The sequence below is a fragment of the Amycolatopsis sp. NPDC031561 genome (assembly GCF_055580625.1).
This window is the reverse complement of sequence record NZ_JBVILA010000023.1, coordinates 1-12243: the sequence shown is the minus strand read 5'-3', so window position 1 is coordinate 12243 and position 12243 is coordinate 1. Positions and strand designations below refer to the sequence as shown.

At 67.0% G+C, this 12243-nt stretch carries 12 protein-coding genes; 7 read left to right on the top strand and 5 right to left on the bottom strand.

Annotation, left to right across the window (positions count from 1 at the left end; translation table 11 throughout):
* Nucleotides 1-145: 145 nt before the first annotated feature.
* The gene (locus ACZ5IK_RS33855) at nucleotides 146-2656 is read left to right on the top strand and encodes a DEAD/DEAH box helicase (protein ID WP_465491436.1); all 2511 of its coding nucleotides are present in this window, start codon (nucleotides 146-148) and stop codon (nucleotides 2654-2656) included.
* Between the two features lie 19 nt (nucleotides 2657-2675).
* Here the strand turns inward: ACZ5IK_RS33855 and ACZ5IK_RS33850 are convergent, their stop codons facing one another.
* Nucleotides 2676-3350, bottom strand: coding sequence for a hypothetical protein (locus ACZ5IK_RS33850; RefSeq protein ID WP_465491435.1), 675 nt, complete (start codon nucleotides 3348-3350; stop codon nucleotides 2676-2678).
* Between the two features lie 54 nt (nucleotides 3351-3404).
* Entirely contained in the window at nucleotides 3405-3995 is a 591-nt protein-coding gene (locus ACZ5IK_RS33845) for an NADPH-dependent F420 reductase (RefSeq protein ID WP_465491434.1), read from the bottom strand.
* A 76-nt stretch (nucleotides 3996-4071) separates the two neighbouring features.
* On the opposite strand from ACZ5IK_RS33845, the gene ACZ5IK_RS33840 reads away from it, so the two are divergent.
* Nucleotides 4072-4440, top strand: a complete 369-nt coding sequence (locus ACZ5IK_RS33840; protein ID WP_465491433.1) for a winged helix-turn-helix transcriptional regulator — start codon at nucleotides 4072-4074, stop codon at nucleotides 4438-4440.
* Here ACZ5IK_RS33840 and ACZ5IK_RS33835 read toward each other — a convergent pair.
* Entirely contained in the window at nucleotides 4409-5389 is a 981-nt protein-coding gene (locus ACZ5IK_RS33835; protein WP_465491432.1) for a sugar-binding transcriptional regulator, read from the bottom strand. The two genes, ACZ5IK_RS33840 and ACZ5IK_RS33835, sit on opposite strands and share 32 nt — an antisense overlap.
* Nucleotides 5390-5518: 129 nt before the next feature.
* On the opposite strand from ACZ5IK_RS33835, the gene ACZ5IK_RS33830 reads away from it, so the two are divergent.
* From ACZ5IK_RS33830 to ACZ5IK_RS33815, 4 genes are read left to right on the top strand one after another with little or no spacing between them, the layout of a single operon-like run.
* Complete coding sequence (locus tag ACZ5IK_RS33830) at nucleotides 5519-6523, top strand: zinc-dependent alcohol dehydrogenase family protein (RefSeq protein WP_410604557.1); 1005 nt, start codon at nucleotides 5519-5521, stop codon at nucleotides 6521-6523.
* Nucleotides 6516-7856 (top strand): ABC transporter substrate-binding protein, encoded by a 1341-nt coding sequence (locus ACZ5IK_RS33825; protein ID WP_410663057.1) that lies wholly within the window; start codon nucleotides 6516-6518, stop codon nucleotides 7854-7856. The genes ACZ5IK_RS33830 and ACZ5IK_RS33825 overlap by 8 nt, the downstream gene beginning before the upstream one ends.
* The gene (locus ACZ5IK_RS33820) at nucleotides 7856-8791 is read left to right on the top strand and encodes a carbohydrate ABC transporter permease (RefSeq protein WP_101612322.1); all 936 of its coding nucleotides are present in this window, start codon (nucleotides 7856-7858) and stop codon (nucleotides 8789-8791) included. Before ACZ5IK_RS33825 ends, ACZ5IK_RS33820 begins: the two co-directional genes overlap by 1 nt.
* Nucleotides 8788-9603 (top strand): carbohydrate ABC transporter permease, encoded by an 816-nt coding sequence (locus ACZ5IK_RS33815; protein WP_410663058.1) that lies wholly within the window; start codon nucleotides 8788-8790, stop codon nucleotides 9601-9603. The genes ACZ5IK_RS33820 and ACZ5IK_RS33815 overlap by 4 nt, the downstream gene beginning before the upstream one ends.
* 134 nt (nucleotides 9604-9737) lie before the next feature.
* On the opposite strand, the gene ACZ5IK_RS33810 is transcribed toward ACZ5IK_RS33815, so the two are convergent.
* Nucleotides 9738-9932: a ferredoxin gene (locus tag ACZ5IK_RS33810; protein ID WP_101612324.1), complete on the bottom strand. Its 195-nt coding sequence runs from the start codon at nucleotides 9930-9932 to the stop codon at nucleotides 9738-9740.
* Between the two features lie 8 nt (nucleotides 9933-9940).
* Complete coding sequence (locus tag ACZ5IK_RS33805; protein WP_465491431.1) at nucleotides 9941-11155, bottom strand: cytochrome P450; 1215 nt, start codon at nucleotides 11153-11155, stop codon at nucleotides 9941-9943.
* Nucleotides 11156-11371: 216 nt separating this feature from the next.
* On the opposite strand from ACZ5IK_RS33805, the gene ACZ5IK_RS33800 reads away from it, so the two are divergent.
* Nucleotides 11372-12010, top strand: coding sequence for a TetR/AcrR family transcriptional regulator (locus ACZ5IK_RS33800; protein ID WP_101612326.1), 639 nt, complete (start codon nucleotides 11372-11374; stop codon nucleotides 12008-12010).
* The last annotated feature ends 233 nt before the right edge of the window (nucleotides 12011-12243 follow it).

Below are 12243 nucleotides of genomic sequence, written 5' to 3'. Positions count from 1 at the left end.
CTCTCGGATTACCGCCTGTGTACGCGCGGCCGGATGATGTCATGCCCGGTGGGTGCGCGGTACCGCGAAGCCTACGGGTTTCCACCGATGGGCGCGATCACCCCTGGGCAAGAAGCGACCAACGGATGGCACGATAGGTCCTCTGATGACTCTTACAGACCTCCTGCCTGCGGATCCCGACCCCGACTCGCTGTTCGAAGCCTTCTCCACCTGGACGGCCGAGCGCGGGTTAGAGCTGTACCCCGCGCAGGAGGAGGCCATCATCGAAGTGGTCTCCGGCGCGAACCTGATCCTGTCGACGCCGACGGGGTCCGGGAAGAGCCTGGTCGCCGTCGGGGCCCACTTCACCGCGCTCGCGTACGGCCGCCGCAGCTACTACACGGCCCCGATCAAGGCTCTCGTCTCGGAGAAGTTCTTCCAGCTCATCGAGATCTTCGGCCCGGAGAACGTCGGCATGATGACCGGCGACTCCGCGGTGAACGCCGACGCGCCGATCATCTGCTGCACGGCGGAAATCCTGGCGAACATGGCGTTGCGGTTCGGTGCCGACGCGCCGGTCGGCCAGGTCATCGCGGACGAGTTCCACTTCTACTCCGAGCCCGACCGCGGCTGGGCGTGGCAGGTGCCGCTGCTGGAACTGCCGAAGGCGCAGTTCGTGCTGATGTCGGCGACACTCGGCGACGTCTCGTTCTTCGAGAAGGACCTCACCCGCCGGACCGGGCGGCCGACCGCGGTGGTCACTTCGGCGGAGCGGCCCGTGCCGCTCACCTTCCGCTACGCGCTGACGCCGTTGCACGAGACGATGTCCGAGCTGCTCAACGGCGGTCAGTCGCCGGTCTACGTCGTGCACTTCTCGCAGGCGGCGGCCATCGAGCGCGCGCAGACGCTGATGAGCATCAACGTCACCACCAAGGCGGAAAAGGAGGCCATCGCCGAGCTGCTCGGTGATTTCCGCTTCGCCGCCGGGTTCGGGAAGACGCTGTCGCGGCTGGTCCGGCACGGTATCGGCGTGCACCACGCCGGGATGCTGCCGAAGTACCGGCGCCTGGTCGAACAGCTCGCGCAAGCCGGGCTGCTGAAGGTGATCTGCGGAACCGACACGCTCGGCGTCGGCATCAACGTACCTATCCGCACAGTGGTCTTCTCCGCGCTGACGAAGTACGACGGGGTGCGGCAACGGCACCTCAAGGCGCGCGAGTTCCACCAGATCGCCGGACGCGCGGGCCGGGCAGGCTACGACACCGACGGGTACGTCGTCGTGCAGGCACCGGACCACGTCGTCGAAAACGCCAAGGCGCTGGAGAAGGCGGGCGACGATCCCAAGAAGAAAAAGAAGATCGTCCGCAAGAAGGCGCCCGAAGGATTCGTCAACTGGACGGAGAGCACCTTCGACCGGCTGATCGCGGCCGAACCGGAACCGCTCACTTCGAGCTTCCACGTCAGCCACTCGATGCTGCTGAATGTCGTCTCCCGGCCGGGCAACGCGTTCGATTCGATGCGGCATCTGCTGGAGGACAACCACTCTGACCGTCCCGCTCAGCGGAAACTGATCCTGCGCGCGATCGCGATCTACCGCGCGTTGCTCGCGGCCGGTGTCGTGGAACGGCTCGACGAACCCGACGAGCAGGGCCGGATCGTCCGGCTCACCGTGGACCTGCAGTTCGACTTCGCGCTGAACCAGCCGCTTTCGCCGTTCGCGCTGGCCGCGATCGAACTGCTCGACGTCGAATCGCCGTCCTATCCGCTCGACGTCGTGTCCATTGTGGAATCCACAGTGGACAATCCTCGTCCGGTGCTTTCGCAGCAGCAGTTCAAGGCGCGCGGCGAGGCCGTGCAGGCGATGAAGGCCGAAGGCATCGAGTACGACGAGCGGATGGAACTGCTCGAGAACGTCACGTACCCGAAGCCGCTGGAGGAACTGCTGGAAGCGGCGTATTCCCGTTACCGGCAAGGACATCCGTGGGTCGACGACTACGAGCTCAAGCCGAAGTCCGTCGTGCGCGACATGTACGAGCGCGCGATGAACTTCGTCGAGTACATCGGGTTCTACCAGCTCGCCCGCTCGGAAGGGCTGGTGCTGCGGTATCTCACCGACACCTACGACTCGCTCCGGCACACGGTTCCCGACGAGGCCAAGACCGAGGGGCTGCAGGACCTCATCGAATGGCTGGGTGAACTGGTGCGCCAGGTCGACTCGAGCCTGCTGGACGAATGGGAAGCCTTGCGGCATCCCGAAGAAGGGGGTCCGGTTTCGGTCCGGCCGCCGTCCGAACCGCCCGCGGTCACGCGGAACGAGCGGGCCTTCCGGGTGCTCGTGCGGAACGAACTGTTCCGGCGGGTCGAGCTGGCGTCGCGGCGGTCCTTCTGGGCGCTCGGTGAACTGGACGCGGCGTCGGGATGGGACGCGGACGCGTGGGAAGACGCCATCGAGGACTACTTCGACGAGCACGAAACGCTCGGCATCGGGCCGGACGCGCGCGGGCCGCAGCTGCTGATCATCGAGAAGGAGGCGGAGATCTGGCGACTGCGGCAGATCTTCGACGATCCGGCGGGCGATCACGACTGGGGGATCAGCGCGGAGGTCGACTTGGCGGCTTCGGACGAAGCCGGTGCGGCGGTCATCCGGATCACGGCGGTGGACCGGCTCGGGGGCTGAAGGGGACTCTCCCCGCATGTCATGTGGGGAAAGTGCCCTTCGCCGCGTGAGATGAGGGGAAGGCGTCCTTCAGCCCCCGGCGGCGCTGGACCAGCCGCACGATCAGCACGATCAGCGAGAGCGCCGGCAACGGGTACCCGAGCATCAGGCCCACCGTGATGTCGGCGAGCGGCGCGGCGACGGCGGCGACGAACACCCACGTCGGCGCCGTCGGCAGTTTCGGACCGGTCCGGGCCTTGCCCCACGGCTTCGCCACCGAAAGCCACGCCTGGAACGCGAGCGCGCTCGCCATCAGCGCGGTGCCCGCCACCAGCGCCACCGACGCGGGCGCCGGATCACCGGCCCGTGCCGCCACGACGGAATCCCGCAAAGCGCCCGACAGCAGGAAGATCCCGGCGTAGAGCTGCACGAGCGTGATCACGAACTTCGCCAGCACCCACCAGTGCCGGGTGAAACCCCACGCCGTCGTCGCGGCGAGCATGAAGCCGGTGAAGGCCGACGCGTTGGCGAGCGGCGCCAAGAGAAGCGAGTCGATCTCGTGCGCCATGGACGTCGCCGCGACGCGGATCGCGCCGTCGTCGGTGGTGCGCCCGATCGCCAGGAGGGTGAACAGCGCCAAAGCCTGTCCCATCCAGCCCACCGAAGAGACGACGTGCAGCCAAACGGTCAGCTGTCGCCAGGTTTTCTTCGCCATGCCGCACACATTCGCGCGCGCACCCGGCCCGGCACATCCGGGGCGACCCTGAGATCAGGCCGGAAGGGGAGGGAAACAGGCCTGAGCGTCGTGACCGTCGAACCACAGCCCGACCATGAACGCCATGGTCGCCTCCATCAGCCGCGCCCGATCGAGCCCGCCGGCGTTCAGCGGCGTGCACCCGATGTCGCGGACCAGCTCGCTCACCTCGCCGACCTTGTCGCCGCAGATCGGCACCGCCAGCGGACGGCCGCCGAACACCGGCGGAGTCATCCGCCAGACGTCCACGTGGCACAGGTTGAACGCCTTGACCACGTGCGAGTCCGGTGCGGCGGCGGCGATCCGCGCCGCCTGGTCGGGCACCGTGAGCACGGCGCCGGGGCCGACCGCGTTGGTGCAGTCGATCAGGACCTTCCCGGCGAGGTTCCCCGCGGCGGCAACGACCTGCGTCACCGCGTCGGCGGGAACGGCGAGCAGGATCACCTCACTCGCGGCGGCGGTTTCCGCCCAGGTCCCCACGTGTGGGGAGATCTTGGCGGCCTTGGCCCGGTCGCGCGCGGCGACCGTCACCTCGTGCCCGGCCTTGGCCCACTGGCCCCCGAGCGCTTCCGCCATCCCGCCCGCGCCGAAAATACCGATACGCATTGTGCCGCTCCCTAAGATCGAGTTACAGCACGACGGTAGAAAGCCGCGCGGGTACCAAGTGGTTACCGGAGGTCCCATGGACGACGTCTTCCTCGCCGATTGCCGTGCCCGGCTGGCCTTCGACCTGATGGCGAACACGTGGAATCCCGTCGTCCTCTGGGCGCTGCGGGACGGCGCGCTCCGCCCGGCCGAGCTGCGGCGACGGCTCGGCGGGATCAGTACGAAGGTGCTCACGGAGACTGTCCGGCGGCTGGAGTTCAACGGCCTGGTCAGCAGGCGTGACTGTGGCCGGACGGCGAAGGTCGAGTACGCGCTGACGGACCTCGGGACCACCTTGCTGGCGCCCATCGAGGCCTTCGGGGAGTGGGCCTTCCGTCACGGTGACGACGTGATGGCGGCGCAGGACGAGGCGGCTAAGCGGGCGGGCGAGCCTCGGCCAGCTTGAGGAGCGGGACGGCCGCGGCGGCGTCGGTGATCAGCGTCGAGACCATGCCGGAGCGCAGGACGGCGTCTATCGCTTCGGCCTTCGGCTCCGTGTAGCCCAGCGCGATCACCTCGGGGACCGCCAGGAGTTCTTCGGCGCTTATGGCCAGCACGTGGTGGGCCAGCCCGGTCGACATCGGTGTCCCGTCGGCGTCGAACAGGCGCGCGGAAACCTCGGCTTTGGCACCTCGTTTCGCTATGGCGCTCCGCTCCGTTTCGTCGAGCGCGTCGTAAACCGTCGATTCCTCGGGCTTCCAGGCGCCGATGCTGACGACGGCCTTGGTCAGGTTCTTGAACTGCCCGAAGGTTTCCGCGATCCCCGGTTGCCTGCGCAGCGTCTCGGTGGTGCGGCGGTCGGGGAGGACGAGCGGGCCGAAGATCGGGTACGCCTGCCCTCCGGAGACCGACGCGACCCGGCTGACCGTCTCCACCGAACGGTCCCGCATGTCCATTCCCGCCTGCACCCCGCACAGTTGCACGACCGGGCATTTCGGCAGCGACTGGATCGCTTCGGTCATCGCGTTCACGGAACGTGCCCAGGACAGGCCGAGAACGTCGCCGGGAGTGATGATCTCGGTCAGGAGCCGGGCCGCGAGCGTGCCGATCTTCCGCCGGGCCACTTCGCGCGATTCCGGTTCCGGCGCTCGTTCGAGCACGAGCACCCGGTCCAGCCGGTACGCGGCGCGGATCTCCTCGGACAGGACGAGATCGACCGGCGCCGGCAGCCGGAACTCGACCTTGACGATGCCGCTCTCCCTGGCCGTGTCGAGCATCCGGGCGACCTTGAACCGGCTGATGCCGAACTCGTCGGCGATCTCGAGTTTCGAGGCGCCCTGCTCGTAGAACCGCCGCGCCACCGCGGCCAGGCGCAGTGACTCCACCAGGCCGGCCCCCTGCTTCTTCCCGCTCATTTGAGCACTATAGCGCGAAATCTACCCGAAAGGTTGACGTAACTCCAGGGAAAAGTTCACCATGCCTGAACATGCAGTCCGAAGCATAGGCCCGTCCCGCTCAAATGAGCGGAGAGAAGAGGAGCTGGCATGCGTGCCGCGATCGTGGACAAGCCCGGGGAGATCAGGGTCGGCGAGGTACCCGATCCGAAACCGGGGGATCGCCAGGTCGTCGTCAAGGTCGGTGCCTGCGGGATCTGCGGGACCGATCTCCACATCGCCGACGGGCATTTCCCGCCGACGCCCTATCCGATCGTCCCCGGCCACGAGTTCGCCGGCGAGATCGTCGAACTCGGCGCCGACGTGCCGGGCGGCTGGAAGGTCGGCGACCGGGTGGCCGTCGACCCGTCCTTGTTCTGCGGCTACTGCAAACCCTGCCGGTCCGGCCGCGGCAACCTCTGCGAGAACTGGAACGCGACCGGCGACACCGTGAACGGTGCTTTCGCCGAGTACGTCGCCGTTCCGTCGGCGAACTGCTACCGCATGCCGGACACGATGACCTGGGAGCAGGGCGCGCTCGTCGAGCCGGTTTCCTGCGCGGTCCACGGCGTGCGACGGATCGGCGTCGAGGCGGGGGAGCGGTTCCTCGTCGTCGGCGCGGGCACGATGGGTCTGATCATGCAGCAGTTGCTGCAGCGTGCGGGTGCCCACGTGACGGTGGTCGACCGCAACACCTCCCGCCTCGGCCGTGCCAAGGACCTCGGCGCTGTCGCGGTCGCCGGTGACGTGAAGGATCTGGACGACGAGAAGTTCGACGCCGCCGCGGACTGCACCGGCGCCGCGCCCGCCATCGAAGCCGCCTTCGACTCCCTCCAGCGCGGAGGCCGCTTGCTGGTCTTCGGGGTCGCGCCCGCCGAAGCACGCGTCGCACTTTCGCCGTTCCGGATCTACAACGACGAAATCACCGTCGTCGGCTCGATGGCCGTCATGAACAGCTTCGGTGCCGCGCTCGATCTGGTCGCCGACGGCGCCGTCGACACCGGCGCGCTGCTCACCGACACGCTGCCGCTGGAGCAGTACCCCGACGCGCTCGCCCTCATGCGCAGCGGCGCCGGCCTGAAGGTGCAGGTCTTACCGGGAGGCGAAAGTGCGTAAAGCAGTCGCTCTGCTCGCGGTTCTCTCGCTGGCCCTCACCGGTTGCGCCGGTGCGGGCGCGCTCGGGACCGGTGACCGGACGCTCGTGGTCGGGATCGTCGCGAACCCGCAGATGAAGGACGCCATCGAGCTTTCCGGCGAGTTCGAAAAGGCGAATCCCGGCGTCACCCTCAAGTTCGTGTCGCTGCCCGAAAACCAGGCACGCGCGAAGATCACCGCGTCGACGGCCACCGAAGGCGGCGAATTCGACGTCGTCATGATCAGCAACTACGAAGCCCCGCAGTGGGCGGCGAACGGCTGGCTCGAAAACCTCGAGCCGCATATCGCGGCGAACCCCGCGTACGACTCGGCAGACTTCATCCCGAGCATCAAGGAATCCCTGTCGCACAACGGATCGATGTACGCGGTGCCGTTCTACGGCGAGTCGTCGTTCCTGGCCTACCGGAAGGACCTGTTCGAGCAGGCCGGGATCACCATGCCCGCCAAGCCGACGTGGTCGCAGATCGCCGAGTACGCCGCGAAACTCGACGACAAGTCGAAGGGACTCGCCGGGATCTGCCTGCGCGGAAAGCCGGGCTGGGGCGAGAGCCTCGCGCCGTTCACCACGGTCGCCAACACCTTCGGCGCGCAGTGGTTCGACAAGGACTGGAACGCCAAGCTGACCAGCCCCGAGTTCAAGGCGGCCGCCGAGTTCTACGTGAACCTCGTGCGGAACCACGGCGAGGTCGGCGCGTCGAGCGCGGGCTTCTCCGAATGCGGCACGCGGTACACCCAGGGCCAGGCCGCGATGTGGTACGACGCCACGGTCATGGCGGGCACGAACGAGGACCCGTCGGCGAGCAAGGTCGTCGGGAAGTCCGGCTACGCCCCGGCGCCGGTGGAGAAGACGCAGGCGAGCGGCTGGCTCTACACGTGGGCGCTGGCGATCCCGAAGGTCGCCAAGGACAAGGACGCCGCCTTCAAGTTCATGGCCTGGATGACCGACAAGGCCTACGTGCAGCGGGTCGCCAAGGAGTTCGGCGACTGGAACCGCGTCCCGCCGGGCGTGCGGAAGTCGACCTACGACATCCCGCAGTACCGCGAGGCCGCCAAGGCCTACGCGCAGCCGACGCTGGACGGGATCGCGGACGCGAACCAGCAGAAGGCGATGGCGAATCCGGTGCCCTACCCGGGGATCCAGTTCGTCGGCATCCCCGAGTTCCAGGATCTCGGCACTCGCGTCAGTCAGCAGCTTTCGGCGGCGATCGCGGGCCAGATCACCGTGGACGAGGCGCTGAAGCAGTCCCAGGAATACGCGCAGACCGTCGGCAAGTCGTATCAGGAGGCGCAGTGATGTCCACGATCTCCGCTCCTGCCCGCACCGAACCCGCCCACACCAAGAAGGCGCCGCCCAAACGCGGCACCGATACGCCGTTCAAACGACGACTGCCGCTGTTGCCCGCCCTGCTGTTCGTCGTCGCGGTGACGCAGTTGCCGTTCGTGCTGACGGTGTTCTACTCGTTCCAGTCGTGGAACCTGGTGCGGCCGGGTTCGCGGCATTTCGTCGGACTGCAGAACTACATCGACGTTTTCGCGGACTCGACGTTCCTCGGGGCGCTGCTGAACACCGTCGTGCTGACGGTCGTCTGCGTCTTCTTCTCCCTGTTGCTCGGACTGGGGCTCGCGATCCTGCTGGACCGCAAGTTCCTCGGCCGCGGCGTGGTCCGGACGCTGCTGATCACGCCGTTCTTGATCCTGCCCGCGGCGGGCGCGCTGCTGTGGAAGACGACGATGTTCGACCCGACCTACGGGTTGCTGCACTTCGTGTTCGGCACGGACGTCGACTGGCTCTCGGAGTTCCCGCTCGCGGCGGTGATGGCCCAGGTCGTCTGGCAGTGGACGCCGTTCATGATGCTGCTGATCCTGGCCGGGCTGCAGAGCCAGCCGAAGGACGTCCTGGAGGCCGCGTCGGTCGACGGCGCTGGCCGCTGGCGGACGTTCACCGCGATCACGTTGCCGCATCTGAGCCGGTTCCTGCAGCTGGCGACGCTGCTGGGCGCGATCTACATCGTGAACAGCTTCGACGCGATCTTCCTGATGACACAGGGCGGTCCGGGTACGGCCAGCACGAACCTGCCCTTCTACATCTATCAACGGGCGTTCCAAGGTTTCGACATCGGGCAGTCGTCCGCGATGGGCGTGATCGTCGTGATCCTGACGATGATCGTCGCGACCTTCGCGCTGCGGCTGATGTTCCGCACGTTCTCGGTGCAGGGAGGCGCGAAATGAAAGGCCGGTTCGGCGCGGGCGCGCTGACGGTCGCGACCTGGGTGATCGCGATCCTGTTCGTGTTCCCGCTGCTGTGGATGATCCTGACGGCCTTCAAGCAGGAGGCCGACGCCTACACCGATCCGCCACGGCTGTTCTTCACGCCGACGCTCGACCAGTTCGCCGGGGTGCTCGAACGAGGATTCCTGCCGTACCTGTCGAATTCGGCGTTCGTCACCGTCATTTCGACGATTTTCGTACTGCTGCTGGGAATCCCGGCGGCGTACGCGCTGTCGCTGGCGCCGGTGAAGGGGACGAGCAACGCGCTCGGGTTCTTCCTGTCGACGAAGATGCTGCCGATCGTGGCGGCGATCATCCCGCTGTACGTGATCTCGCAGAACACGCAGCTGCTGGACAACGTGTGGGCGCTGATCATCCTGTACACGTCGATGAACCTGCCGCTGGCCATCTGGATGATGCGGTCGTTCTTCCTCGAAGTGCCGCACGAGATGATCGAAGCGGGCCGGATCGACGGCGCGACCCTGCCGGTGCTGCTGCGGAAGATCATCATGCCGGTCGTCGCGCCCGGGGTGGCCGCGACCGCGCTGATCTGCGTGATCTTCTCGTGGACCGAGTTCTTCTACTCGGTCAACCTCACCGCCGCGCGGGCCGGGACCGTGCCGGTGTTCCTGGTCGGGTTCATCACCAGCGAGGGGCTGTACTGGGCGCAGCTGTCCGCGGCCGCCCTGCTCGCGTCACTGCCGGTGATGATCGTCGGCTGGATCGCGCAGAACCACCTGGTGCGCGGCCTTTCGATGGGCGCGGTCAAGTAGCGCCTCGTGAGTGGCGCGGACGGGCTCTGGTCCGTGAAGGCCCCGCCTAGGTATGTAAAGGCCCCCTTCCTGTACTTAGGCGCAAGGAAGGGGGCCTTCATGTACTTCAAGCGGCCGGAGCGCAAGTCCAGCGGCTAAGCGAGCGAGAGTGCCTGACCGGGGCAGATGTGCACGGCCGTGCGTGCGTTCTCCTCCGCCTCGTCCCCTTCGGGCTCCGGGGTCAGCACGATGACCGTCCCGTCGTCCTCGCTCTGGTCGAACAGGTCGGGGTCGGTGAGCACGCACTGGCCCGCGCCCACGCACTTGCCCGTGTCCGCGATGATCTTCATGGCTCCTCCTACCAGGTGACCGGAAGGGCGTGGAGGCCGTAGATCGTCGAATCGTGCTTGAACTGCAGTTCGTCGACCGGAACGGCGATCCGGATGCCCGGAATACGCTTGAACAGCGTATCGAAAACAATCTGGAGTTCCATCCGCGCGAGGTTCTGGCCGAGGCACTGGTGCACGCCGAACCCGAACGCGACGTGGTGTCGCGCGCCGCGTTCGATGTCGAAGGAGTCGGGGTTCTCGAACCCGTCCGGGTCGTGGTTGCCCGCGTTGCTCAAGCCGACGACGCCTTCACCTGCGCGGATGAGCGTGCCGCCGATCTCGACGTCCGCCGTGGCGAAGCGTGAGGTCGCCGTCTCGGCGATGGTGAAGACCCTCAGGAGTTCCTCGATCGCGGGGAGGGTCTTGTCCGGGTCTGCCTTGACCTTCGCCAGCTGTTCGGGGTTTTCCAGCAGGGTCACCGTGCCGAGCGAAATCATGTTCGCCGTCGTCTCGTGACCGGCTATGAGCAGCAGGAACGCCAGGCTGACGAGTTCGTCGTGGTCGCCTTCGCCCGCTTCCCGCTGCTTCAGGATTTGACGGCCGAGAAGATCGTCCTCGGTGGCGTTCGCTTCTTTCCTGGTGACGAGTTCGTCGAGATAGTTCTCGAGTTGCTCGAACGCCGCTTGCCGGTCTTCCGGGCTGACCTCCCGGCTGAGCATCTTGGAGCTGCGGGCCTGGAAGAACTCGTGGTCCGAATAGGGGACACCGAGCAGTTCGCAGATGACCAGCGACGGAACCGGGAGCGAGAGTGCCTGGACCAGATCGGCGGGTTTGGGGCCCGCGAGCAGGGCGTCGAGGTGTTCGTCGACGATCTGCTGGATTCGCGGCTGCAGTGCCTTCATCCGCTTGACCGTGAATTCCCCGACGACGTCGCGCCGGGCCCGGCTGTGCTCCGGCGGGTCCATCGAGATGAGGGACGGGCGGAACGGCTTGTCCTCGCGCCGGATCTGACGCGCGACCATCATCGGGAACGCCGGATCCAGCCGGTCGGAACTGAAATGCGGGCTGCTCAGCATTTCGCGGATGTCTTCGAGCCGGGTGAGCGCCCACGCCGTTTGGCCTGACGGCAGGCCGACCCGGGAAACCGGATTTTCCGAGCGAAGCGTCTCGTATTCCGGAGGCGGCGAAAACGGGCATTTGCGTACCAGCGGCAAGGTTGCGGTGGTTTCCTCGACGTCAGTCATCGGGTTGTCCTTCCCCGGGGTGTCGGGTGGGTTCGGGCGATATCGGACAGGAGGCCCCAAAACGTATGCGGATGGTTTCATTCCGCTTATGCCACCAAGGTACTCAAGTGGAGGCAGGTCGTCCACTCGCGAAGGGGTGGTTTCCCGGGAAGCGTGAAGGGCACGCCCTTACGTGCGAGAATCACGGCCCTGAAGGACCTTCGAGAGGCGAGGACCATGACTGCCGACCCCGAGACCCGCTTGCGCGCCGACGCGCGCCGGAACCGGGATCAGATCCTGGCCGCCGCGAGAACGATCTTCGCCGCCCAGGGCGCCGAGGTCCCGATGGAGGAGATCGCGCGCTCGGCAGGTGTCGGCGTCGGCACTCTTTACCGGCGTTTCCCGGACCGGGACGCGCTGATCCGCGCGGTCGCCGTCGACAACTTCGATCGGGTGCTCAGGGACGCGAAGGCCGCGAAGGACCAGGAGTCCTCTGACTGGGACGCCCTGATCCGGCTGCTGCACCAGTCGATGGAACTGCAGTTGAGCATTCAGCTCGCGATGGTGTCGCCCCGCGCGCTGGTGATCCTCACGAGCGACCCCGCGATCAAGGCCCTGCGTGACGAGTTGCTCCTGGTGATGGAGGCCTTCGTGCGGGGAGCGCAGGCGGAGGGACGGCTCCGGCCGGACGTCGCGACCGGCGACGTGGCGATCCTGTTCGCGACCGTGCTGCGGCAGATGCCGGGCAAGGGCGAGGAGATCGCGCGGATGGCGACCCGGCGCTGCATCGGGATCATGATCGACGGGCTGCGGGCCGACGGCTCGAACGAGCCGCTTCCGGGCCGGGTGCTGACCGGCGCCGACCTGGACCCCTGAGACCCACCGCATCTAGAGGACTAAACGCGGCCGGGGCCGACTCGCGTGCCGGGCTGAGTGTCAGGAAAGGGGCTTTCAGGACGCAAAGTGTCCTGAAAGCCCCTTTCCTGACATTTGGGGAACGAGAACCCACCGCAACTAGTGTCGCGCGTCTGATGTTCGTTGACGGGTGGCGTGGGGCAGGATTTCGTCGGCGGTTTTGGTCCAGGTGAAGGGGTGGCAGCGGGTGTTCC